We start from the raw sequence: 22,497 nt of genomic DNA, 5'->3' as shown, positions 1-22,497 counted from the left end.
CGCGAGGCCTTCCCGGCGATCGGCGCGTCAATTGTTCCGAGGTGTCAATTTCCACTGGAATCAGCAGAGTTGAAGAGGAGAAGGGCGCCCGTCGAAATGGCGCAGGCGGCTAGGATGGCGGAGAGTGCGGAGCACGACCGCGTGCCTCGGAGGTCGGGTCGGGCATCCGTCGGCACGGCGTCGAAGACCCGGCAGGAGAGCCATGGCCGTCCATCGTGTGCCGAACACCCGCCTTCGCGAACTGCTCGGCGAAGCCGAGTGGACCGGAGAACAACTGGCCCGGGCCGTCAACCGGATCGGCACGGAGTCCGGGTGCGCCCTGTCCTACGGGCGCGCCTCGGTGCACCAGTGGCTCACCGGCGTCGTCCCCCGCAAGCCCGTCACCCACCTCGTCTGCTCGGCCCTCAGCCGTCGACTGCGACGGCCCGTCACCCTGGACGACGCCGGCTTCGGAGACTCGCGGCCGGCCCTCCCGTCACCGGCCGTCCCGCCGCCGGAACTCCCGGCAGCGCTCGTGGAGCTCGCCTCCGCGGCCGCCGCACCCGACCGCCACGGGTACCTCCTCCCGTACCGGGCGCCGTCCATCGGCGGGGGCGTCACCGTGCCGCCGGGTCCGCTGCCGGTCCTGCTCGGGGACCTCATCGGTCCGGCCGTGGCCGTGGGAGACGCGGGGCCCCCGGCACAGCCGGACATGCTGGAGCTGTTGCTTCCCGTCTTCTCCACGATCGACCGGGCCCACGGCGGCGGCCGGGCCCGCATCGCGCTGGCCGTGTTCCTCGCGACCACGGCGGCGCACATGCTCTCCGCGTCCGCGCCGCCGGTCCGGCGCGCCGGAATCCTCGGAGCCACCGCCCGGCTGTGCTACCTGTGCGCCTTCATGCATGCCGACGACGACCTCAACGGCCTCGCCGCCCGGTACTACCACCTCGCCCTCGACCTGGCCCGCCTCGCCGGCGACACGGCCACCCAGGCGATGACGCTGCGGATCATGGCCGCCCAGGCCTACGAACTCGGCCATCGGCGGCAGAGCCTGAGACTGGCGCAGGCCGCCGCCGACTGCCGCATCAGTTCCTCGGCACCGCGCCTCCGGGCCTCCGTCCTGGGGCAGCTCGCCCTGTCCGAAGCCGCGGTCGGCGATCGGAGGGCCGCACTGCGCCACATCGGCGGCGCCCGTGACCTCCTGGCGGACGTGACCGGCCCGCCGCCGCCGGTCGGCGACTACCACCGGGCTTCGTGGGACCACCAACGTGCCCTCGTCGAGGCCGAACTCGGCGATCCGGCCAGGGCGATCGAGTTCTTCGAGACGTCCGCCGCCCGCAGGTCGCGGACCGAGTTCCGCTCCCGTGCCGTCGTCCTGAGCAAGCTGGCCGAACGCCAGCTCGCCGCCGGGCGGGTCGAAGCCGCCTGCGCCACCTGGCACGAGTTCCTCGACCTCTACCCGATGCTGACCTCCCGGCGTGCCCGCGCGGCCAGGGCACGGATACCCGGGCTCCTGCTTCCCCACTCCCGACGGCCGGCCGCGCACCACCTCCTCCGACGCGCCGGCGCCCTCGGTCCCCGCTGAGGCGTCGCACGGTACGGGACCGCGCACGGGCTGCTCGGTGGCCGGTGGCCGGTGGCCGGTGGTCGGCGCTCGTGTCCGGGCGGCCTGTCGTGAGCGCGTGTCGTTCGCCGTGGGCCGGTCCGGTCGGTCTGGTGTGTGGGTCAGGTGTCGGTGGTGGGTTGTTGTCCGGTGTTGTGGCGGAGTTGTTCGTTGATGCGCAGGGCTTCTTCGAGTTGGTCTTCGAGGATGATGATGCGGCAGGCGGCGTCGATGGGGGTGCCCTGGTCGACGAGGTCGCGGGCGCGCATGGCGATCCGTAGTTGGTAGCGGGAGTAGCGGCGGTGTCCGCCTTCGGAGCGCAGGGGTGTGATGAGTCCCTGGTCGCCGAGGGTGCGCAGGAAGCCGGGGGTGGTGGCGGTCATCGCGGCGGCGCGGCCCATGGTGTAGGCGGGGTAGTCGTCGTCGTCGAGGGAGTCGGGGGTGTGCGGTCGAATGGTTGCCGTGGTCACTGCACCTCTTCTTGTTGTCGTGTCGGGGACGCGCTGAGGGGCCCCGGGGCCGTAGCGGCTCCCGGGGCCCCGAAGGGTTTTACACCATCTACCGGCCCTTGGGCCGGGTTCCTTGTGTCCGCACCGCCCCGGGGGAGGGGGAGTGCGGGGATCGCGTATGCGTGACCGGAAACCACCGTCCTTGCCTTGGGGTCCACGGAGTCCGCCCGGGTGACTGCTTCACGGGCCGGGCGATCCTGATGGCGCTGCGTCCCCTCCGTTCATCCTCTGTACTGGCCGGTTACTGCAAACTGCGGGTACTTCCAACCACCTGGCTCCGGCAGCCGGTCCCGTCGCCCGTCCCGCTGGACCTGCTCGGCTCGGAACCCCGCTGCCGGACTCCCAGCACGCGCGCCCGCAGCCTGGGCGCCTTTACTGGGATACCGCGTACTGCGACTGCCGGTACCTCTGGTCGGCGGCCCCTGATTCCTGCGGGCCGCCAGGCCCGGCCACCGGTCCTGTCGCCTTACTGCACCATCCCTGGCTTCAGGACCCTGCAACCGTGCCGACCTGCGCACTTCCGTACTGCTGCCCGCCAGTTCATGTCTGGCGGGTACCGCTGGACTGCTGTCTACGAGAGAAACACTAACCGCGGTGCGCGGCAATGTCTACTCCGGCGGGCACAGATTTTCCGGTGTCGGTCGGGGAGGTACTCTGCGCCCCGCGCGAGGCGGGGCGGCGGTGCGCGACCGCGACGAACGGGCCCGCGCCGGCTGCCGGCCCGCTCCGCCGAGCAGGCCGCCCTGCGCACCGAGGAACACCTGGCGGGAGAAGCGGCGGGTCTATGCCCGGCAGGTCCAGGCGCAGCACGAACACCTCGCCGTCGCGGTGGGCGACCAGCGGCATGCCCTCCGGCTGCGACACGGTGCCGGCCGATGCTGCTCCTCCACCGCATGACGAGACAGGGTGGTTCAGCGGCGGGCGGGCATCTCTGCCAGGAGTGCGGCCGCGGTCCACTCGGGGCCGCGGGGGCGAATGCGCTCGCTGAGTTCGGCGGTGCCGACGGCGCCTCCGGCGAGCAGGCCCGCGACCGCGGAGCCGGCGGATTCCGGAGTGAGTGTGTTCGGGGCGAGGCAATGACCGACGGCGGCGCGCTCGGCGTCATGGGCGATGGCGAACTGGTCGCTGGAGAAGGGCAGCACGAGTGCGGGCACGCCGGCGTGCAGGCACTCGGTGAAGGAGTTGTTGCCTCCGTGGTGGACCATGACGGCGGCGTGCGGAAGCAGTTCCCGCTGCGGGACGGCCGGTGCCACGTGCAGTCGTTCGGGCGGCGCGTCGCGCAGCAGCGGGTGGCCCGTGACGTCGGCGACGCGACTCCCGGCGGCCACGATCACGGAGGCCGGGGTGTGGCGGAGGATTCCGGCCGCGGCGGTCGTCAGGACGTCGTGGCGGGCGGACAGGAACGTGCCCAGGGCGAGGAGCGCCACGGGGCGACCGCCGGCCGTCAAGCGGGTGAGCACCGCCCGCCAGGCCGCCGGCAGCGGCTCGGGGGCGCCGCGCGGCAGCAGGTGGCCGGCGTACAGGGCCTCGGGGCCGCTCGGGGCGGGCGGAAGCCAGGGCAGACGGGGATAGTTGAAGACGACCGCGTGCGGTGAGCAAAGCGCGAACGCCCGGTCCGGTGCGGGTCTCCCGGGAGCGTGGCGGCGGGCGACCGCCTTGAAGGAGGCGGTGAACGCGGTGTCATTGGCCGCGACCGCCGCGCGCAGCCTGTCGAGCTCGGCGAGGGACGGCCGAAGGCTGTCGGGCCACGCGTAGGGCAGGCCGAAGTAGGCGCCGGGGGAGACCGGCACATAGCTCGGGTGGCCGGGGCAGAACGTTGCGTAGGGCAGGCCGAGGCAGTGCAGGGCCAGGGTCGCGGCGTAGGAGAGCTGGTCGACGAGGTACCAGTCGGGGCGCAGCCGCGCGTCGAGGACGGCGAGGTCGTGCAGGACGCGTTCGGGGTCGGCCAGCATGTCGTCGGCGCGATGGCGGGCCTGGGTGAGCAGGGTCTCGGCCGGGCCGAGCCGGGTGGCGTCGAGGAATTCGCGCAGGCGCTGCGCCTCGGCGCGGCCCTGGCGGGTGGTTTCGGCGATGCCGTGGTTGGCGTTGCGGGTGACGGCGAGCTCGGCGAAGCGGAGGCCGTGTCGGGTCGCGAGGTCGGCGAACCCCTCGGTACAGGCGAAGTCGACGTGGGCGCCGTGCCGGGCCAGTGCGGCTCCGAGCGTGGCGAGCGGCCGGGCGTGGGACTGGAAGGGCGGGCTGATCACGACGACACTGGCCATGGTGTTCTCCGTCGGGGCGGTCGGTTCGCGTGAGGCTTCCGATGATGCCAGGTGCCCGGAGACAGCCACAGGCGGATGCGGGCTGCCGCGCCCGCGCCGCGCAGGTACGGCCGCACCGGGAGCGGACACGTCAGGTCCAATCCACTTCGTCACCTGTCTCCGAACATGTCCGTGACCGTTCGACGGCACGGGAGGAAGACCGATGACACACCACGTCACGCCTGCCCCGGCTGCGGCAGCGCCGCGGACCGGTGCCGCGGGCACCGGTGCTCTGGCCGCATGGCGGAGAATCCACTGGGCCCAGGACGTGGGCGCCGTCACCGCTGGTGATCTGCTCGGACGCCTGGCACAGGCCGAGTACGGCGGCGCCCGGGTCCATCCGGATCCGCTCCTGTCGCGCCAGGACCGCCGCGCGGCGCGGCTTCGGCAGCTGGCCCGGCGCGAACGCGCGATGGCGACCTGGGTGCTGGCCGCCGCGGGCGCGTCCGCCGACCTGGAACCGTGGGAACGGATCGCTCTCGCCGAGGCATGGGAACGCAGCGCCGATCCCGACGGCGGGCCGAGCGCGACCGCCGAGATCCGCCGGCGGCTGCTCGCGACTCCCGGCCCCGCCGAAACCGCCTTCCTGCTGGATGTGGCGGACGCCAACAGCCTGGGGCCCCTCTCCGCGGCGGAAGCCGTCGGACTGCGGCCCACCGGGCGGCCCGAGAGGCACGCGCTCTGGCGCTACCTGTCGGGAGTACCGGGTGGAGACCTCGTGCTGCCGGATCCGGACACGGCACTGGACGCCTACGAGCGGCTGCTCCTTTCCGCGTGCTACGAGCGGGCCGACCCCGGGGCGCCGGCGGGAGAACGGTTCAGGACGGCGTGCGACCCGCTGAGCGAGCCGTTCGAGGCAGGTCCGGTGGTCGCGCAGTCGATGCTGCTGGGTCGCCTGGAGGAGCCCGGCGCCGGGCTCAGCGGTGGCATGAGCGTGCTCCTGACCGCACTGGGCGAAGCCCTGACGACCCGCGCCCGCGCCGCACGGGTCCTCACCCTGACCACCGCCCGGCCCGCGGACACACGACGCGCAGAGCTGGTAGTACGACTGAGTCCGGCGCACCTGCTGGTTCGGCTGCCCCTGGACCCGCCGGAAGCACTCGATCCGCAGAACGCGGCCGCACACCGGGCCGCCCTGGCCTGGTGGACGGCCCGCGTCTTCGAACTCCCCGGAGCCCGACCGGACATCACGCACGTCAGGTTCGCCGACGACGCCTCGCTCGCCGTCGCCCAGGCCACCCGCAGGTCCGGCGCCAAACTCGCCTTCACGGTCACCCCCGACCCGCACCGGACGATGGACGAACGGCACGCCGGCCTGCCCGCGGAGCAGACCGGCGACGAAAGCCGCGCGCTGCGCCTGGACATGCACCGGATCTTCGTCGCCGACCGCCTCGTGGCCCGCGCCGACCTGCTGGTCGCCATGCCGGGGCGGCACGGTACGGAGGAACTCTGCGAACACTTCCCGCAGTTGGAGAAGCGGTCGGTCCATCTCCAGCCCGAGGGCATCGCGCCGTTCCGGGCCGCTCCTGACGACGCCGCGACCGGTCGCAGCCTGCTGGCCCGCCTGTTCGGAGGCGGTGGCAACGCCGACGGCCTGGAGGCCACCGATCGTGGACTCCCGTTGCTGCTGTGCGTGGGACGGCTCCACCCCGTCAAACAGCAGGAACAGCTCGTGCGGGCCTGGTTGCTGGCCGGTCTGCACCACCGCACGACCCTGCTGCTGGTGGGGGGTTCACCCACCGATCCGACCGGCGTCGAGGCGGCGGTCCGCACCAGGGTCGCCGAACTCCTCGCCGCGGACCCGGTCGCACGACGGCGAGCGGCCCTGTGGTCCGCGCTGTCCAACCGGCATGTCCGGCTGTTGGAGAGGGTGCTGGCGCGGGGCGGACCGGGATCCGTGGTGTACGTGTGTCCCAGCGTGAAGGAGGAGTTCGGGCTCGCCGTACTCGAGGCCATGGAGGCCGGCCTTCCGGTGGCCGCCCCGCAGCGCGGCGGCGCCGCCCACTACCTGCGCGACGGCGTCAACGGTCGGCTGCTGGACACCCGGTCGGTGGGGAAGCTCGCCGACGGCCTGCGCTCTCTCGTCCTCACCCCCGCACCCGAACTCGCGGCGATGGCGGCGGCCGGGTCGGCGACGGTCCGCGAGCGCTTCGGCATCGACGCCATGGCCGCGTCCCTGGCCGAGGCCTACCGGAACACGTGCCGGACGGGGCGCCCGCGCCGGGACCGGACCGGTACCGACCGGGAAGGCGGCGGCTGAGATGTCACGGGGAGAAGCAGCGGAAGTCGTGGTGGCCGGAGCGGGCCCGGCCGGGCCGGCCAGGGCCGTCAGCCGGTGAACCCGGGCACCACCAGGCCCGATTCGTAGGCGATCACCACCGCGTGGGTCCGGTTCTGCGCGCCGAGCTTGGTCAGCACGTTCCCGACGTGGGTCTTCACCGTCTCCAGGCTCACCGCGAGGGACTGTGCGATCTCCGGGTTGGACAGCCCGGTGGCCATCAGCCGCAGCACCTCCTCCTCCCGGACCGTCAGCGCCGCCTTCGGCAAGGCCTCGGCGCCGCGCAGCGGTCGGGCGGTGACCATCCGGCCCAGTGCGGCGGGGAAGAGGACCGCCTCTCCTGCCGCGACCACGCGCACCGCCTCGGCGATCTGCCGGACCGGCAGCCGCTTGAGGACGAACCCGCTGGCCCCGGCGCCGAGCGCGGCGGTGACGTAGTCGTCGTTCTCGAAGGTGGTGATCACCACGACCTTCGGCGGACCGGCCGATCCGGCCGCATCCACCGAGCCGGAAAGGAGCTGCCGGGTGGCCTCGATCCCGTTGCGGCGGGGCATCCGCACGTCCATCAGGACCACGTCGGGCCGCAGTCGCCGCGCCTCCTCGACCGCCTCGACCCCGTCGGCGGCCTCCCCGATCACCGCGATGCCCGGCTGCACCGAGAGCAGAGTGCGCAGACCGCTGCGGGTCACCGCGTCGTCGTCCGCGATCAGGACGGTGACAGGAGCGCCCGCCGGGTTGGCCGCGCTCGCGTCGGAGCCCGTCACGCCGACACCCCGACCGGCAGCCGGACCGCCAGCCTCCAGTGCCGCGGCCCGTGCGGGCCGGACTCGAACTCGCCGTGCAGTAGCCGCACACGCTCGGCGAGGCCCGGCAGACCGTGCCCCGAGGTGGGGAAGGCCCCGGTGCCGGTACGCGGGCCGGTGGCGGTTCCGGTCCTGTTGACCACGCTGAGCTCCAGGCCCTCCGGCGTGGCCGCCACGCGGACCTCGATCGGGCCGCCCGCCCCGTGCCGCAGCGCGTTCGTCAGCCCCTCCTGCAGGATCCGGTACGCCGCCCGGGAGAGCGTCCCCCGCACCTGCGCCAGGTCGCCCGAGAGCTCCGGCTCCAGCACCGCGCCCGTGTGCCGCAACCGGTCGAGCAGCTCGGGAAGGTCGGCCAGGGTCCGGGACGGAGCGGTCTCCGCCCGCTGGTCGCGCAGCACGCCCAGGACGTGGTCCAGATCCTCCAGCGCGGCCCGCGAGGACTCCTCGATGCTGCGCAGCGCGGCCCTCGCCGCCGCCGGATCGGCACCGAACATCTCGCCCGCCACCGCGGCCTGGATCGTGGTCGCGGTCAGCGTGTGCCCGATGGAGTCGTGCAACTCGTGGGCCAGCCGGTTGCGTTCGGCAAGCGACTGCTCCCGCTCCGCCGCCAGCGCGAGCTGCTCGGCCGGCGAGGGGCCCAGCAGCCGGGGCGCCAGCCACCGCAGGGCGCCCGTCACCACCGCGCACACGGCCGCCGCCAGGAGGAGGCAGCCGAGTGCCACCACCCAGCTCTGCCAGCCGCCGTCCAGCCGCACCGTCCGGCCGGACAGGCTCAGGTCCGTCTCGGCGCCGAGCCAGTTGCCCGGCAGGGTCAGCCCCAGCAGGACGAGCACCCCGGTCACCAGGGATCCCGCCCACCCCAGGGCCATGTGCAGGAGCAGCCAGAGCGATGTCCGCCGGCGGTCGGTGCCGCGGGCACCCGCGGTCCGTCGCGCGGTGGTGGGGTCGGGGAGCGGCACCCGCAGCAGGTGGCGGGCGAGCGCGATCAGCGCCCGCCGGGTGACGGGAACCAGCCCCACCGCACCGGTCAGTGCCGCCCAGACCAGGAGGACCAGGGCGGCCCGCACCCCGTAGGGGGCGGACGGCCACAGCAGCACGGGCGGCAGCGCGAAAGGCAGCAGCGGAAGGCTCGCCAACGCCCCGCAATAGGCGAACAGCATTCCCGAATACGTGGAGCCGCGCAGCAGCGGCCGAAGTCCCTTGAGCATGATCGTCCCAGTATGGCCGGGGCCCGATCCGGTGACCTCCCCCGATCGGGGGAGCGTCCCCTCCCGCCTTCCCGCGATGTGGGGCGGGGCCCCGGACGCCAGGATCGTGTCCCGAGCACTTGACCGGAGGACACTTGATGAACACCCAAGAGACAGAGACGCCGATGCGGCACACCGCCTTCGCCCAGGCCGACCGGCCCCGGAGGAACGGCCCGGCCGGCGCCGCCGTGGTGCTGGGCGTGATCGGCCTGAGTACGTCGATCGTCTTCGTCGGCGGTCTGATCGGCGTCGTCGGCCTGGCCCTGGGCATCGCGGGCCTGGTGACGGCCGGGCGGACCGGTGTCGGCCGGGGGAGGGCCGTCGCCGGTGTGGTGACGTCGGCCCTCGCGATCGTGGTGTCCGTCCTGGCCGCCGTCCTCCTCCTCTGGTACGCCGACAGGACGCAGGACTGCTACCAGCCCGACTCCTTGCGGCAGTACCGGCAGTGCGTCCAGCAGCACCTCACCGGAAACTGACGGGCCACCGGTGCACGGCGAGGCCGAGGATCGAAGGGGAGACCGGGGCTGTCCGCCCACGACGGCCGCGCGTGGTCCGTTCAGGTCGCTCCGTCGGTGAGGTCGGCGCGGGTGGTGCGGAGTTTGGTGAGGACGCGGGCGACGTGGTTCTCGACGGTGCGGGTGGAGAGGAAGAGGGCGGTGGCGATGTCCTTGTTGGTGGCGCCGGTGGCCAGGAGGTCGCGAATCTGCTCCTCGCGGGGGGAGAGTCGGTCGCCGTAGCCGGCGCGCCCACGGCGGTTGGGGGCCTGTCGGCCGTGTTCGCGCAGCAGGCGGTGGCAGCGGGCGGCGTCGGAGGTGGCGCCGAGCTGTTCGAAGGCGGCGATCGGTCCGGCCAGGAGTGCGACGGCTTCGTCGGGGTCGGTGCGGGTGCGGGCGGCGCGTTCGGCGGCGAGGGCCGCGCGGTGGGGGCGGCCGATGTCGGTCCACCGGGCGGCGGCGAGGTCGAAGGCGGCCGTCGCGGCGGCCGGGTCGGTGGCGGTCAGCAGGAGCCCGCGGCAGTGGTGGTGTTCGGCGACGGCGCCGGGTGCGTCGCGGCCCTCGATCGCGGTGGCGTGGCGTGCGGTCAGGTCGCGGGCCTCGTCGGTGCGGTCGAGGGCGAGCAGGGTCTCGACGGCGGTGGGCACCAGGTCCCAGGCGTGATTCCAGGCCTCCTTGCGGTCGAGGAACGCGAGGAAGTCGAGCGGGTCGGTCAGTGTGTCCCAGGCGGCCCGCGGGTCGTCGCGGGCCAGGTGCAGCCGGGCCCGCCCGGCCGCGGCACCCAGCGACTCCAGGTGCAGGCCCTCACGGGCAAGGACCTGCCCGAGGGCGGCGGCAGCCTGGGCGGTGAGGCCGCGCGCCGCGGCGGTGAGGCCGCCGACGGTGGCCAGCAGCCCGCCCGAGGCCAGCGGGCGGTCCGGATGGCGGTCGCGAAACTCCTGGAGGCCCTGCTCGGCCTGGTCCCAGTGCCCGGCCAGCCAGTCGAGCACCACCCGGGCGGCGTCCAGATGCACGTCCAGCGTCTGCATGTGGGTGCGCGGGACCAGGGCCTTCGCCTCGGCGCAGGCCGCTGCTGCCCGCCGGTCGTTCCCGACGGCGAGACTGCCCAGGACGGCTGCGCTGAGGAAGATCGCCGTGGCCTGGAGGAGCTGCACGTCCTCGGCCTCGCGCGGCAGTGCGGCCAGTACCTCGGCCACGGCGGGATCGGCGACCACACACTGCTGGATGAACCCGGCGAGGTGGAGCATGACCTGGGCGTAGGGATCCTCCGCGGTGATGGCCAGGCCGAATCCGCGCTCGACCATGGCCCGTTGCTCGGCGAGGGAGAAGCGGCCGGTTCTCGACATGCCCAGCAGGCCCAGCAGCCTGGCCGTGTGCACGGGGTTCTCCCCCTCCACCTCGCGCAGGGCCGTCACCATCTCCTCCTCGGCCGACTGGTCGCCGCTCTGGTAGATCAGCACCGTGCCGAGGGCCGATCTGATCTCGCCCCGGACCGGGGTGGGCAGACCCGGCAGCAGCATGAGCCGGCGCAGCACCGCGAGGGTGGCGGTGTGGTCGGTACGGAAATGCGCGGCCAGGGCCATCGCCCGGGCCGCGCCGGTCAGCTGGTCGGGGGTGAGGTCGGGCTGTTCGAGGATCTCGTCGAGCAGGGTGGCGGCGGTCCCGTGGTCGCCGAGCGCGGTGGCCCGGTCGGCGGCCGCCTGGGCGCGGGGCAGCCAGGCCTTCCGGTCGCCCGTGGCACGGGTGTGGTGGGCGATCTGCACGAGCGGGAGCGGGTCCTGGGCCAGCAGCACGTCCAGGACCCTGCGGTGCGCGCGTCGGCGGACCGGCCCCGGGAGGGCGTCGTAGACCGCCTCCTGGGCCAGGACGTGCGCGAATCCGTAGCTGTCCGGGCCGGTCTGCCGCAGCACGGCGGCGCCGAGCGCCTCCAGCAGAGCCGCCTCGCCCCGTTCCTCGTCCAGGCCGGCCGATTCGGCGAGCCGCGCCTGCCCGGCGGGGACCGCCAGTACGGCCGCGGCGTCCACCAGGGCCGTCGCTTCCGGTCCGAGCCGTGACCTGCGTTCGGCCAGGACCTCGCGCAGGCTCCGGGGCACCCGCAGCGCCGTGAGATCCGTGCCGTGCGGCGTGCCCGCGAGGGTGATCAGGTCCTCCTCGATCACCAGCGGCAGACCCCCGCTGCGCTCCAGCAGGGCCCGCACCAGGGCCGGCGCCGGCTCGTCGCCGAGCACGTCGCGGGCCATGGCCCGCAGTTCCGCCTCGGCGAGCGGGGCGAGCCGGATCTCGGCCCCGCCCGTGCCCGGCGAACGGCGGAACGCGGCACCGAGGACGGGCCCGCCGCCCCGCAGGTCCTCCGCCCGGTAGGTGAGCACCAGCGCCGCATCGGCCGGCAGGTCGCGCGCCAGCAGGAGCAGCAGTTCCCGGGTCGCCTCGTCGGCCCAGTGCAGGTCCTCGACCACCAGTACCGCCGGCGCGACCGCCGCCAGCAGCGTCCGCACCCCGGCGGCCATCCGGAACCGCTGCACGCCGGACCCGGAGGAGCCCGGTGGCACCGGCGGCGGCGCGGGCAGGGCGGCGGCCAGGTCCGGCAGCAGCGGCGCGAGTGCCCCGGCGGAGGCCTCCAGCTCCTCCACCGGGGGCAGCCACGGCCCGATCCGGCGCAGCGCGTCGATCACCGGCCCGTACGCCAGCGGCTCCCGCAACGGATGGCACCCGCCCGCCAGCACCCGCAGGCCCCGCGTGCGCAGTACCTGCGACGCCTCCGCGACCAGCCGGGACTTGCCGATCCCCGCCTCGCCCTCCACAAGTACCACGGCCGGACGTGCCGCCGACGCCGACTCCAGCAGCGCCCTCAGCTCGCGTTCGCGGCCCGCGAAGGCGCATCCCCGGATCCCGGGCGAGTCCGTTCCACTGCGGAAGCCGTCCATCCCCAGCTCTCCTCACCGTCGTGGCCCGGCAGGGACGGGACGGATCGCCGCCGCCGGCCGGATTCCACGGTAGTCCGCCCCGGGCGGGAGTGCCGGGCGCGCGCACCCGGCCGTGCGCGTGCCGACAGGCGCAAGCGGGTGCCGGTGGCCTCCTGCGGCGTGCCGGGCACGGCATCGGTGCCCGATCATTGATGGGATCAATCCTAGGGGCCCACTCGGCCTGCCTGAGTCGGCATCATGGCAAAGTGCTTGTTTTGCAGCATGGTTCCGCCTGGGCATTGACAGCTCTTTCGAATGAGACCTATAAACATCCCATGTCTTGAACCAGCGGAGCGCGTCACCGCATTCGCTCGGGACGCTGAACGGCCTGATCGTCCCGCGCATCACGAGCGGCGAGGCCCAGGAGCGACCCGGGCCGCCCCGCTCCCATCCCCCCCTCGTCCCAGCGAGACTTTTCCCCCTGCCCGCACAGGAGTTGTCGCCATGTCATCGGCCCTGCCCGCCTCCCCGGAACCCGCCCGCATCACCGCCCTCGACGTCCTGGACGTGCGGTTCCCGACCTCCGAGCACCTCGACGGCTCGGATGCGATGAACCCCGAGCCGGACTACTCGGCCGCCTACGTCGTCCTGCGCACCGACGCCCCCGACGGACTGGAGGGCCACGCCCTGGCCTTCACCACCGGGCGCGGCAACGACGTGCAGGCCGCTGCCGTCGCGGCCCTCGCCCCCCCACGTGGTCGGCCGGTCCGTCGACGAGGTCTGCGCCGACCTCGGAGGCTTCTCCCGCTCCCTCGTCCACGACCCCCAGCTGCGCTGGCTGGGCCCGGAGAAGGGCGCCATCCACATGGCCGTCGGCGCGGTCGTGAACGCCGCCTGGGACCTCGCGGCCAAGCGCGTCGACAAGCCCGTCTGGCGGTTCCTGGGCGAGATGTCGCCGGAGGAACTGGTCGCGCAGATCGACTTCCGCTGGCTCAGCGACGCGCTCACCCCCGAGGAGGCCCTGGAGATCCTGCGCCGCGCCGAGCCCGGCCGCGCACAGCGCACCGCCCGGCTGCTCGACCGGGGCTACCCCGCCTACACCACCACGCCGGGCTGGCTCGGCTACTCCGACGAGAAGCTGGCCCGCCTCGCCCGCGAGGCCGTCGCCGACGGCTTCACCCAGATCAAGCTCAAGGTCGGCGCCTCCTTGGAGGACGACGTACGGCGCCTGCGCACCGCCCGGGAGACGGTCGGCGAGGACATCCGCATCGCGGTGGACGCCAACCAGCGCTGGGACGTCCAGGACGCGATCGACTGGATGGGCGCCCTGGCCCCCTGCCGGCCGTACTGGATCGAGGAGCCCACCTCGCCCGACGACATCCTCGGCCACGCCGCCGTCCGCGCCGCCGTCGGTCCCGTCAAGGTCGCCACCGGCGAGCACATCGCCAACCGGGTCGTCTTCAAGCAGCTGCTCCAGATCGGCGCGGTGGACATCGTGCAGATCGACTCGGCGCGGGTCGGCGGCGTCAACGAGAACATCGCGATCCTGCTGCTCGCCGCCAAGTTCGGCGTCCCGGTCTGCCCGCACGCCGGCGGCGTCGGCCTGTGCGAGATGGTGCAGCACCTGTCGATGTTCGACTACGTCGCGGTCTCCGGCACGGTCGAGGACCGGGTCATCGAGTACGTCGACCACCTGCACGAGCACTTCGTCGACCCGGTCCGCGTCATCGGCGGCCACTACCTCGCCCCCACGCTCCCCGGGCTCAGCGCGCAGATGCACACCGAGTCCCTCAAGGAGTACACCTACCCCGACGGTCCGGTCTGGTCGGCCCGTGTCTGAGCTGCCCGTGTCCGGGCCGCCGTCCCTGGTCGACGCCCACCACCACGTGTGGGACCTGGACCGCCGGCCGCAGCCCTGGCTGGACGAGCCCGGCCACGAGCCGATCCGCCGAACGCACACGGTCGACGACCTGCGACGGACCGCGACCCGGACGATCGCCGGCCGGCGGCTGGCCAGCACCGTGCTCGTCCAGTGCGTGACCTCCCTCCCCGAGACTTGGGAACTCCTCGCCCTCGCCGAACAGGACGTGCTGGTCGGCGCCGTCGTCGGCTGGGCGGACCTCGCCTCGCCCGCGATCGGCGACGTGCTCGACGCCCTGCGCGCCGGACCCGGAGGCGGCCACCTGCGCGCCCTGAGGCACGTCGTGCAGGCCGAGACCGACCCCGGCTGGCTGCAACGGCCCACCGTGGAGCGGGGGTTGCGGGCCGTTCGGGACCGGGGTCTCGGCTACGACCTGCTCATCCGCAGCGAGCAGTTCCCCCAGGCGGTCCGGCTCGCCCAGCGCATCCCCGACCTGCCCCTGGTCCTGGACCACGCCGGAAAGCCGCCTGTCGGCCGCGCGCTGTCGGACTGGGAGCGGAAGGTGCGCGTGCTCGCCGCCTCCCCCCACGTGCGGTGCAAGCTCTCCGGGCTGATCACGGAGGCCGACCACCGGACCTGGACGATCGACGACATCCGGCCGGTCCGGGACGTCCTGCTGGACGCCTTCGGACCCGACCGGCTGATGTTCGGCTCCGACTGGCCGGTCTGCGTCCTCGCCGGCGGCTGGAACCACTGGGCCGCCACCGTCGAGGAACTGCTCGACGACTGCTCCGAGTACGAGCGGCAGGCCGTGCTCTCCGGCACGGCGGCCTCCTTCTACCGGCTGTCCGACCCGACGGAAGGCTCGCGCCCGTGCTCCTGACCGAACTGCTGCACCCCGGGATCCTCGCATCCCTCACCGGCGCCGGCCACGGCGCCCGGGTCCTGCTCGCCGACGGCCACTACCCCGCCAGCACCGCCACCGGCGAGCGCGCCCGGACCGTCCACCTCAACCTGGCCCCGGGCCTGCTCGACGTCACCACCGTGCTGGACGTCCTGCTGCGCGCGCTGCCCGTCGAGTCGGCCCACGTGATGGTGCCGCCCGAGGGCGAACCGGAGCCGTCGGCCGTCGCCGGGTACCGCTCCGCGCTGGCGCCCCGACCGGTCACGGCACTCGACCGCGCCGCCTTCTACGAGGCCGCCCGCTCGCGGGACCTGGCCCTCGCCGTCGTCACCGCCGACACCCGCACCTACGCCAACCTGCTGCTCACCATCGGCGTTCGCACCGAAGGGATCCTGGAACCGCGATGACACGCGCAGTCCGCTACCTGGCCGCACGCACCCTCGACACGGCCCCCGCCGAGACCCCCGAACCCGGCCCCGGCGAGGTGTTGCTCGCCCCCGCCTACGTCGGCATCTGCGGCACCGACCTGCACATCTTCCACGGCGACATGGACGCCCGGGTGGCCGCGCCCGCCGTCCTCGGACACGAGATGTCCGGCCTGGTCGTCCGCGTCGGCCCGGACGTGCAGGGCTGGCGGCCCGGCGACGCGGTCACCGTGATGCCGCTGCGCTGGGACGGCACCTGCCCGGCCTGCCGCGCGGGGAACCAGCACATCTGCCGGCAGCTCGACTTCCTCGGCATCGACTCCCCGGGCGCGTTGCAGCAGCGCTGGACCGTGCCCGCCGCCGCCCTGGTGCGGCTCCCGGACTCCCTGCCCCTGGACCGCGCCGCGCTCGTCGAACCGACCGCGGTGGCCGTGCACGACGTCGCACGGGCCGGTGTCCGTGCGGGCGAGAGGACCGTCGTGGTCGGCGGCGGACCGGTCGGCGTGCTCATCGCCCTGGTCGCGCGGGCCGCGGGCGCCGAGGTCCGGGTCGTCGAACCGAGCAGCCACCGCCGCCTGCTCGTCGAGGAGTTGGGCCTGACCGCCTGGAACCCCGCCGACGACGACGTGCCGGAACTCGTCCGGCAGTGGACGGGGGACGCGGGGGCGGACGTCGCCTTCGAGGTGTCCGGCGCGGCGGCCGGCGTCGACACGGCGGTCGACGTGCTGGGCGCGCGCGGACGGCTGTGCCTGGTGGCCATCCACCCCCGACCCCGCGAGGTGAACCTGCACCGCTTCTTCTGGCGCGAACTCACCCTGGTGGGAGCCCGGTTGTACGACCGCTCCGACTTCGAGCAGGCGGTCGCCCTCGTCGCGGACGGCACGGTCCCGGCCGAGCGGCTGATCAGCAAGGTCGTGCCGCTGACCGAGGCACCCGCCGCGTTCGAGGCCCTGGAGGGCGGCGACGTGATGAAGATCCTGGTGGACTGCACCGTGAACAGCACCGTCGACGGCACCGACAACACCGAGGAAGCCACCGCATGACACCCTTCGACCTCACCGGCAGGCTCGCCGTCGTCACGGGAGCCCGTCGCGGCATCGGCCGGGCCGTGGCCCGCGCGCTAGCCGAAGCCGGGGCGGACGTCATCGGCGTCAGTGCCTCGCTGGAGAAGTCCGGCAGCGCGGTGGAACAGGACGTGACCGCCGCCGGCCGCACCTTCGAGGCGATCCGCGCCGACTTCGCCGATCCCGAGGCCGTCCGCGCCCTGGGCGCGGACCTCGCCGGCCGCGAACGGCCTGTGGACATCCTGGTCAACAACGCGGGCACGATTCGCCGCGCCCCCGCCGCCGAGCACACCGACGCCGACTGGGACCTCGTGCTCCAGGTCAACCTGAGCGCGCAGTTCGCGCTGACCCGGGCCGTGGGTGCGAGGATGGTGGCACGCGGCCGGGGGAGCATCGTCTTCACGGCCTCGCTGCTCAGCTTCCAGGGCGGCATCACCGTCCCCGGCTACACCGCCGCCAAGCACGGCATCGCCGGCCTGACCAAGGCGCTGGCCAACGAGTGGGCCTCGCGCGGCGTCAACGTCAACGCCGTCGCGCCCGGCTACATCGCCACCGACAACACCCGGGCACTCCAGGACGACCCGGCGCGCAGCAGGGCCATCCTGGAGCGCATCCCCGCCGGCCGCTGGGGGAGCGCCGACGACCTCGCCGGCGCCGTCGTGTTCCTGGCCTCGGACGCCGCCGCCTACGTCCACGGCACCGTTCTGCCCGTCGACGGCGGCTGGCTCGGCCGATGAGCGGCACCGGACCGGAATCCGCACCGGCCGCGACGAGGAGAACGGGAAACGGCCCGGAGGTCGTCGCTCTGGGCGAGGTGATGCTGCGCCTCGACCCGGGTGAGGGCCGGATCCGCACCGCCCGCTCGTTCCAGGTCTGGGAGGGCGGCGGCGAGTACAACGTCGTTCGCGGCCTGCGCCGCTGCTTCGGCCTCCGCACGGCCGTCGTCACCGCGCTCGTGGACAACCCGGTGGGCCGCCTCGTCGAGGACCTCATCCTCCAGGGCGGCGTCGACACCTCGATGATCCGGTGGACACCCGACGACGGCGTGGGCCGCACTGCACGCAACGGCCTGAACTTCGTCGAGCGCGGGTACGGCCTCCGCGGCGCGCTCGGCGTCGGCGACCGCGCCCACACGGCCGTCTCGCAGCTGCGGAAGGGCGACGTGGACTGGGACGCCGTCTTCCCGGCGGGGGTGCGCTGGTTCCACACCGGCGGCATCTTCGCCGGCCTGTCGGACACCACCGTCGACGTCGCCGAAGAGGCCATGGCCGCGGCCCGCCGACACGGCGTCACGGTCTCCTACGACCCCAACTACCGCGCGAGTCTCTGGGCCGGCCGGGGCGGCGCCGCCCGGGCCCGCGAAGTGGACCTGAGGCTCGCCCGCCACGCCGACGTCGTGGTCGGCGCCCTGGGCCTGGCCGGTACGCACCCCGGGCAGACCCGCGTCGCGGCCGACGAGGTCGCCGGAGCCCTCGCGGAGGTCGCCGCCCGGCTGCCCGGGGCGGGAGTGCTGGCGACGACCCTGCGCGAGGTGCCCTCGGCCGGGGTGAACGACTGGTCCTCGGCCGCCTGGTCGGCGGAGACCGGCTTCGTCGCCGGGCGCCGCATGCCCGGACTGCACGTCCTCGACCGGATCGGCTCCGGCGACGGCTTCGCCGCCGGCCTGATCCACGGACTGCTCGGCGGCACCGGCCTGGAACGCGCCCTGGCCTACGGCACCGCCCACGGGGCCCTCACCATGACCACGCCCGGAGACGTCTCCATGGCCACCCTCGCCGAGGTCGAGGCACTCGTCGCGGGCGGATCGGCCCACGTCAGCCGGTGACCGGCACCCCCTCACCCCCACTCCAGGAGCACGACGTGCAGCAGCGGACCATCGAGAACACCTCCGTCACCCTCACCGGGCTGGGTTTCGGAGCCTCCGTCATCGGCAACCTCTACCGCGCCACCCCTGCCGAGGTCGCGAAGGCCGCCGTCGACACCGCCTGGGACGCCGGCGTCCGGTACTTCGACACCGCGCCGCACTACGGCCTCGGCCTCTCCGAGCGCCGCCTCGGCGCCGCCCTGCGGGACCGGCCCCGGGACGAGTACGTCGTCTCCTCCAAGGTGGGCCGGCTGCTCGTCCCCAACGAGGCGCCCCGGGGCAGCGACCCCGAGGGCTTCGTCGTGCCGGACGACCTGCGCCGGGTGTGGGACTTCAGTCGCGACGGAGTGCTCCGCTCCGTCGAGGACACCCTGGAGCGCACCGGACTGGACCGGCTGGACGTCGTGTACCTGCACGACCCGGACGAGCACTGGCGGCAGGCGGCAGAAGAAGCCATGCCCGCGCTCGCGGAGCTGCGCGACCAGGGCGTGGTCGGCGCGATCGGCGCGGGCATGAACCAGTCGGCCATGCTCGCCCGCTTCCTGCGCGAGACCGCCGCCGACGTCGTGATGCTCGCCGGACGCTACAGCCTGCTCGACCAGTCCGCGCTGGACGACGTGCTGCCCGCCGCCCGGGAACTCGGCCGGAGCGTCGTGGCGGTGGGGGTGTTCAACTCGGGGCTGCTCTCCCGGGACCGGCCCGCCGAGGGCATGAAGTACGACTACCGGGACGCCCCGCCGGACCTCGTCGCCCGGGCCCGCGCGATCGCGGAGGTCTGCGAGGCGCACGGCACCACGCTGCCCGCGGCGGCGATCGCCTTCCCCCTGACCCACTCCAGTATCATCAACGTCACCCTCGGTATGCGGAACCCGGAACAGGTCGTACGGAACGTGGAACTCCACGGCAGGAACACGCCCGAAGGACTCTGGAGCGACCTCCGCGCCCGGGGACTCATCAGGTCGGACGTGCCCCTGGAGCACGGTCGGGGGAGAGGTGCGCAGTGCTGCTGACGGACAAGGCCATAGAACAGATCCGTGAGCTGATCAGGACCGGCGCCCTGCCTCCCGGCTCGAAGCTCCCCCCGGAACCCGTGCTCGCCGCCCAACTGGGCCTCTCCCGAAACCTCGCCCGGGAGGCCGTCAAGGCCCTCGCCGTCGCACGGGTGCTGGAGGTCCGGCGGGGCGACGGCACCTACGTGACCAGCCTCCAGCCGAGCGTGCTCCTGGAGGGCCTCGGCGGCGCGGTCGAACTCCTCCAGAGCGACGCGGCGGCCCTGCGGGACCTGATCGAGGTACGGCGCCTGCTCGAACCGGCCGCCACGGCGCTGGCGGCCACCCGGATCTCGGACGGGCAACTGGCCGAGGTGAAGGAGCACCTGGACGCCATGCGCGAGGCCCGCGACGACGTCGAACAGCTCAACGTCCACGACGCCGCCTTCCACCGCGCCGTCGTCTCGGCGACGGGCAACGAGACCCTCCTCACCCTGCTGGAAGGCATCTCCGGCCGCACCCTGCGCGCCCGCGTCTGGCGCGGCCTCACCGACGCCCACGCCGCGGGCCGGACCCTCGCCGAGCACGAGGCGATCTTCAACGCCCTGTCCGCCCGCGACGCCTCCCTCGGCCAGGCGGCCGCGCTGCTCCACGTCAGCAGCACCGAACAGTGGCTCCGGGAGCACCTGAGCACGGGGGAGTCCCTTCCCGGCGCGGCCGCCGTCGAATAGCGCTGCGACCGGGCCGGACGGTCCACCGTGCTGGTATTACTGGTGCATGCAGGAAGAGACCGCGCAGTCCGCCATCGACACGTTCATCTCCGCGTTCAACGCCTCGGACGACAGCTATGTGACCGCGCTGCTCTCCCGGGCCCTGACCTCGGACGTGGTCTTCTGGGGACCGCTGGGCCGCAGTGAGGGGATCGAGGCGGTCGAGCGCTTCGTGCTGGACCTCCGGCGCCACCCCGCGGGGACCGGCACGATGGCGCGTTGTTCGGCGGTGGACATGCCGGACGAGTGGGCCCGGTACCGGTGGGTCTTCACAACGCCGGACGGAGGCCCCGGCCTGGCGGGAACGGACGTCGTCCACCTGCGGCGGAACCTCATCGACCAGGTCATCGTCTTCGCGGGGGAGATCGGGCCACTGGCCGCCTGAGCCGCTGGCCGCCTGAGCCGCTGACCTCCTGACTGATCGGCGACGCCCGGCAGCCGAGGCCGCCGGGCGTGGTGGTGCGGGCGCGCGCCGGATCAGCAGGAGCAGCCCCAGTGCGGGGCGGGTCCGGTCGACGGGGTCCCGCCGCCCCGGTCGGTGGGTGCGGGCGGGTGGACGGTGGTGCCGGCCTTGATGGTCTCGATCACCTCGATGTCGCGGATCCGCTCGGGGTCGACCGTCAGCGGGTTCTCGCTGAGGACGACCAGGTCCGCGAGCTTGCCGACCTCGATACTGCCCTTGCGGTCCTGCTCCCCGTACTGGTGGGCGGCGTTGACGGTGATCGCGCGAACCGCCTCCAGCGCGGAGACCCGCTGGTCGGGGCCGAGGAGGTGGCCGCCGCGGGTGCGGCGGGTCACCTGGCTGGACAGCACGGCAATGGAGTTCGGCAGCGCCACCGGGGCGTCGTGGTGCGAGGTGTAGCGCAGGCCCCGGTCGAGTGCCCAGCGGGCGGGGGAGATGTCCTGCGCCCGCTTCTCGCCGAGGACGGTCTCGCGGTACCAGTCGCCCCAGTAGTAGGTGTGCATCGAGAAGAAGGACGGCAGGATCCCCAGCCGGGCGAACGCGTCGACCTGGTCCTCGCGGGCGGTCTGCGCGTGGATCGCCACGGTCGGCCGGCGGCCCGGCCCGGCGGCCGCGACCGCTTTGATGAACTGGTCGATCGCCGCGTCACCGTTGACGTGCGCCAGGACCTGCCAGCCCCGCTCGACCGCCGTACCGATCTGCTTGGCCACCACCGCGTCGTCCGGTACCGCCGGGTACCCGCAGTAACCCTGGGGCTGTCCGGGCGGCGGCGTCAGGTACGGCTCGCTGAGCCACGCGGTGCGTCCCTGCGGCGAGCCGTCCAGGACCAGCTTCACGCCGGCCGCGCGGACGCCGTTCACGTACTCGTCGCTCACCCCGATCGGGTCGTCCAGCGCGGACGACATCGCCTCGTCGGCCTTCACGTACGCGACCACGTCGACCGGGAGCGGCACGGCGGCGGCGGTGTCCCGCAGCGCCTTGAGGTTGGCGAGGGTGGTGCCGCCCTCCTGGACGGTGGTGAAGCCGAAGCTCGCCGCCGTGACCGCACCCGTCGCGAACAGCATCAGCAGCTCCCGCTCCGGCAGCCCCGCGAGCGCCAGGTCCGAGGCCGGGGTGAACGCCTTCTCCTCCAGTACGCCGTCGGGCTCGCCGAACGAGGGCGGGACGGCGAGTTCGCGCCGCCGGATCACCCCGCCCTCGGGGTCGGGCGTGGCGGCAGAGTAGCCGAGCCGCTTCAGGCCGAGGCGGTTCACCGCGCCGAGGTGGAAGGACTGGTGGATGGCGAGCACCGGGCGGTCCGTGGACACCTCGTCGAGGTCGTCGCGGGTGGGGTGGCGGCCCTCGGCGAGCATCGCGTCGTCGTACCCGAAGCCGATGATCCACTCGGAGTCCGCGCCCACCGGGCCCGCGGCCCAGGAGCGCAGCTTGTCCTTCAGCGAGGCGAGGTCGGTGACGTCGCCGTCCGGGTCGGCGAGCAGGTTGGCGATGACGGTCTGCAGGCCGATGCCTCCGAGATGGCCGTGCGCGTCGATGAACCCGGGCAGCAGGGCGCGGCCCCCGAGGTCCCGCACGACGGTGTCCGGGCCGCGCCAGTGCTCCAACGCCTCCTGCTCGGGGCCGACGAAGACGACGGTCCCGTCCTTCACGGCCACCGCCTCGCCCCGTCCGTCGTCGCCGTGCTCCGCGAGCGTGACGATGTCGCCGCCGTGGAGGATGATGTCGGCCTGTTCGGCCATGCTGGTCTCCCGTTCGGTAGAAGGATGGTGAAACCGGCCCAGAGCCTAGAAGCAAACTGGGCGAACTCGGCTGCGAACGGCCGGACTTCACCGGAACGGGGCAACGCGGCGGGGGGAGCTCCCGGCTCCTCGCCGGAGGAGGCGGGAGCGTCCGGATCCGGTCGATGACGGATGCTGCGGCGGCCGGCCCGCACCCGCCTGCTTTCCCGAAGGAAGTAGGCGGCCTTGAAGGTAACCATCCGACATCGCCTACGATCTGCCCACAGCTTTGGGGAAGTGACGGTACGTCAACGCCTGCGACTGCT

The 22,497-nt window shown here is 73.7% G+C and carries 17 protein-coding genes and 1 pseudogene; 12 read left to right on the top strand and 6 right to left on the bottom strand.

The features are described from left to right. Positions 1–202: 202 nt before the first annotated feature. Complete coding sequence (locus tag OG715_RS01025) at positions 203–1,564, top strand: tetratricopeptide repeat protein (protein ID WP_327063581.1); 1,362 nt, start codon at positions 203–205, stop codon at positions 1,562–1,564. Positions 1,565–1,704: 140 nt separating this feature from the next. Here the strand turns inward: OG715_RS01025 and OG715_RS01020 are convergent, their stop codons facing one another. After that, positions 1,705–2,052 (bottom strand): MerR family transcriptional regulator, encoded by a 348-nt coding sequence (locus OG715_RS01020; protein ID WP_327063580.1) that lies wholly within the window; start codon positions 2,050–2,052, stop codon positions 1,705–1,707. A 950-nt stretch (positions 2,053–3,002) separates the two neighbouring features. After that, positions 3,003–4,352 (bottom strand): glycosyltransferase, encoded by a 1,350-nt coding sequence (locus OG715_RS01015; protein ID WP_327063579.1) that lies wholly within the window; start codon positions 4,350–4,352, stop codon positions 3,003–3,005. A gap of 202 nt (positions 4,353–4,554) precedes the next feature. On the opposite strand from OG715_RS01015, the gene OG715_RS01010 reads away from it, so the two are divergent. Next, positions 4,555–6,651: a glycosyltransferase family 4 protein gene (locus OG715_RS01010; RefSeq protein ID WP_327063578.1), complete on the top strand. Its 2,097-nt coding sequence runs from the start codon at positions 4,555–4,557 to the stop codon at positions 6,649–6,651. 68 nt (positions 6,652–6,719) lie between these two features. Here OG715_RS01010 and OG715_RS01005 read toward each other — a convergent pair whose 3' ends face one another. Together OG715_RS01005 and OG715_RS01000 are read right to left on the bottom strand one after the other, a co-directional pair. Further along, positions 6,720–7,433: a response regulator transcription factor gene (locus tag OG715_RS01005; protein WP_327063577.1), complete on the bottom strand. Its 714-nt coding sequence runs from the start codon at positions 7,431–7,433 to the stop codon at positions 6,720–6,722. Further along, positions 7,430–8,680, bottom strand: coding sequence for a sensor histidine kinase (locus OG715_RS01000; RefSeq protein WP_327063576.1), 1,251 nt, complete (start codon positions 8,678–8,680; stop codon positions 7,430–7,432). The genes OG715_RS01005 and OG715_RS01000 overlap by 4 nt, the downstream gene beginning before the upstream one ends. Positions 8,681–8,817: 137 nt before the next feature. Between OG715_RS01000 and OG715_RS00995 the strand changes: the two genes are divergently transcribed. Beyond that, a complete protein-coding gene (locus tag OG715_RS00995) occupies positions 8,818–9,195 on the top strand; it encodes a DUF4190 domain-containing protein (RefSeq protein WP_327063575.1) in 378 nt (125 codons plus the stop codon). A gap of 80 nt (positions 9,196–9,275) precedes the next feature. Here the strand turns inward: OG715_RS00995 and OG715_RS00990 are convergent, their stop codons facing one another. Beyond that, positions 9,276–12,137 carry a helix-turn-helix transcriptional regulator gene (locus OG715_RS00990; protein WP_327063574.1) on the bottom strand — a complete coding sequence of 954 codons (2,862 nt, stop codon included), beginning with the start codon at positions 12,135–12,137 and terminating at the stop codon, positions 9,276–9,278. Between the two features lie 483 nt (positions 12,138–12,620). Here OG715_RS00990 and OG715_RS00985 point away from each other — a divergent pair. The 9 genes and pseudogenes from OG715_RS00985 to OG715_RS00945 all read left to right on the top strand — a co-directional run bounded on the left by OG715_RS00985 (position 12,621) and on the right by OG715_RS00945 (position 20,378). After that, positions 12,621–13,956 (top strand): annotated as a pseudogene (locus tag OG715_RS00985) (enolase C-terminal domain-like protein). Further along, positions 13,949–14,860 (top strand): amidohydrolase family protein, encoded by a 912-nt coding sequence (locus OG715_RS00980; RefSeq protein ID WP_407660930.1) that lies wholly within the window; start codon positions 13,949–13,951, stop codon positions 14,858–14,860. The pseudogene OG715_RS00985 and the gene OG715_RS00980 overlap by 8 nt, the downstream one beginning before the upstream one ends. Further along, positions 14,851–15,288 carry an RbsD/FucU domain-containing protein gene (locus OG715_RS00975; RefSeq protein ID WP_327063573.1) on the top strand — a complete coding sequence of 146 codons (438 nt, stop codon included), beginning with the start codon at positions 14,851–14,853 and terminating at the stop codon, positions 15,286–15,288. The genes OG715_RS00980 and OG715_RS00975 overlap by 10 nt, the downstream gene beginning before the upstream one ends. Beyond that, complete coding sequence (locus tag OG715_RS00970) at positions 15,285–16,349, top strand: zinc-dependent alcohol dehydrogenase (RefSeq protein ID WP_327063572.1); 1,065 nt, start codon at positions 15,285–15,287, stop codon at positions 16,347–16,349. Before OG715_RS00975 ends, OG715_RS00970 begins: the two co-directional genes overlap by 4 nt. Next, entirely contained in the window at positions 16,346–17,107 is a 762-nt protein-coding gene (locus OG715_RS00965) for an SDR family oxidoreductase (protein WP_327063571.1), read from the top strand. The genes OG715_RS00970 and OG715_RS00965 overlap by 4 nt, the downstream gene beginning before the upstream one ends. Further along, positions 17,104–18,195: a sugar kinase gene (locus OG715_RS00960; RefSeq protein ID WP_327063570.1), complete on the top strand. Its 1,092-nt coding sequence runs from the start codon at positions 17,104–17,106 to the stop codon at positions 18,193–18,195. Before OG715_RS00965 ends, OG715_RS00960 begins: the two co-directional genes overlap by 4 nt. A 35-nt stretch (positions 18,196–18,230) precedes the next feature. Further along, positions 18,231–19,244, top strand: a complete 1,014-nt coding sequence (locus tag OG715_RS00955; RefSeq protein WP_327063569.1) for an aldo/keto reductase — start codon at positions 18,231–18,233, stop codon at positions 19,242–19,244. Further along, positions 19,235–19,954 (top strand): FadR/GntR family transcriptional regulator, encoded by a 720-nt coding sequence (locus tag OG715_RS00950; RefSeq protein ID WP_327063568.1) that lies wholly within the window; start codon positions 19,235–19,237, stop codon positions 19,952–19,954. The genes OG715_RS00955 and OG715_RS00950 overlap by 10 nt, the downstream gene beginning before the upstream one ends. A gap of 46 nt (positions 19,955–20,000) precedes the next feature. Continuing rightward, complete coding sequence (locus OG715_RS00945) at positions 20,001–20,378, top strand: nuclear transport factor 2 family protein (RefSeq protein ID WP_327063567.1); 378 nt, start codon at positions 20,001–20,003, stop codon at positions 20,376–20,378. Positions 20,379–20,470: 92 nt separating this feature from the next. Here OG715_RS00945 and OG715_RS00940 read toward each other — a convergent pair whose 3' ends face one another. Next, positions 20,471–22,192: an amidohydrolase gene (locus OG715_RS00940; RefSeq protein ID WP_327063566.1), complete on the bottom strand. Its 1,722-nt coding sequence runs from the start codon at positions 22,190–22,192 to the stop codon at positions 20,471–20,473. Positions 22,193–22,497: the final 305 nt, after the last annotated feature.

It is taken from the genome of Kitasatospora purpeofusca (assembly GCF_036010405.1).
Lineage (GTDB): Bacteria > Actinomycetota > Actinomycetes > Streptomycetales > Streptomycetaceae > Kitasatospora > Kitasatospora purpeofusca.
This window is presented reverse-complemented; position numbering and strand designations above follow the sequence as displayed.

Coding starts and splice junctions, on each gene's coding strand:
- OG715_RS01015 (WP_327063579.1), bottom strand. CDS start 4,352: ATGGCCAGTGTCGTCGTGATCAGCCCGCCCTTCCAGTCCCACGCCCGG.
- OG715_RS00995 (WP_327063575.1), top strand. CDS start 8,818: ATGAACACCCAAGAGACAGAGACGCCGATGCGGCACACCGCCTTCGCC.
- OG715_RS00990 (WP_327063574.1), bottom strand. CDS start 12,137: ATGGACGGCTTCCGCAGTGGAACGGACTCGCCCGGGATCCGGGGATGC.
- OG715_RS00945 (WP_327063567.1), top strand. CDS start 20,001: ATGCAGGAAGAGACCGCGCAGTCCGCCATCGACACGTTCATCTCCGCG.
- OG715_RS00960 (WP_327063570.1), top strand. CDS start 17,104: ATGAGCGGCACCGGACCGGAATCCGCACCGGCCGCGACGAGGAGAACG.
- OG715_RS01010 (WP_327063578.1), top strand. CDS start 4,555: ATGACACACCACGTCACGCCTGCCCCGGCTGCGGCAGCGCCGCGGACC.
- OG715_RS00965 (WP_327063571.1), top strand. CDS start 16,346: ATGACACCCTTCGACCTCACCGGCAGGCTCGCCGTCGTCACGGGAGCC.
- OG715_RS01025 (WP_327063581.1), top strand. CDS start 203: ATGGCCGTCCATCGTGTGCCGAACACCCGCCTTCGCGAACTGCTCGGC.
- OG715_RS01000 (WP_327063576.1), bottom strand. CDS start 8,680: ATGCTCAAGGGACTTCGGCCGCTGCTGCGCGGCTCCACGTATTCGGGA.
- OG715_RS00940 (WP_327063566.1), bottom strand. CDS start 22,192: ATGGCCGAACAGGCCGACATCATCCTCCACGGCGGCGACATCGTCACG.
- OG715_RS00970 (WP_327063572.1), top strand. CDS start 15,285: ATGACACGCGCAGTCCGCTACCTGGCCGCACGCACCCTCGACACGGCC.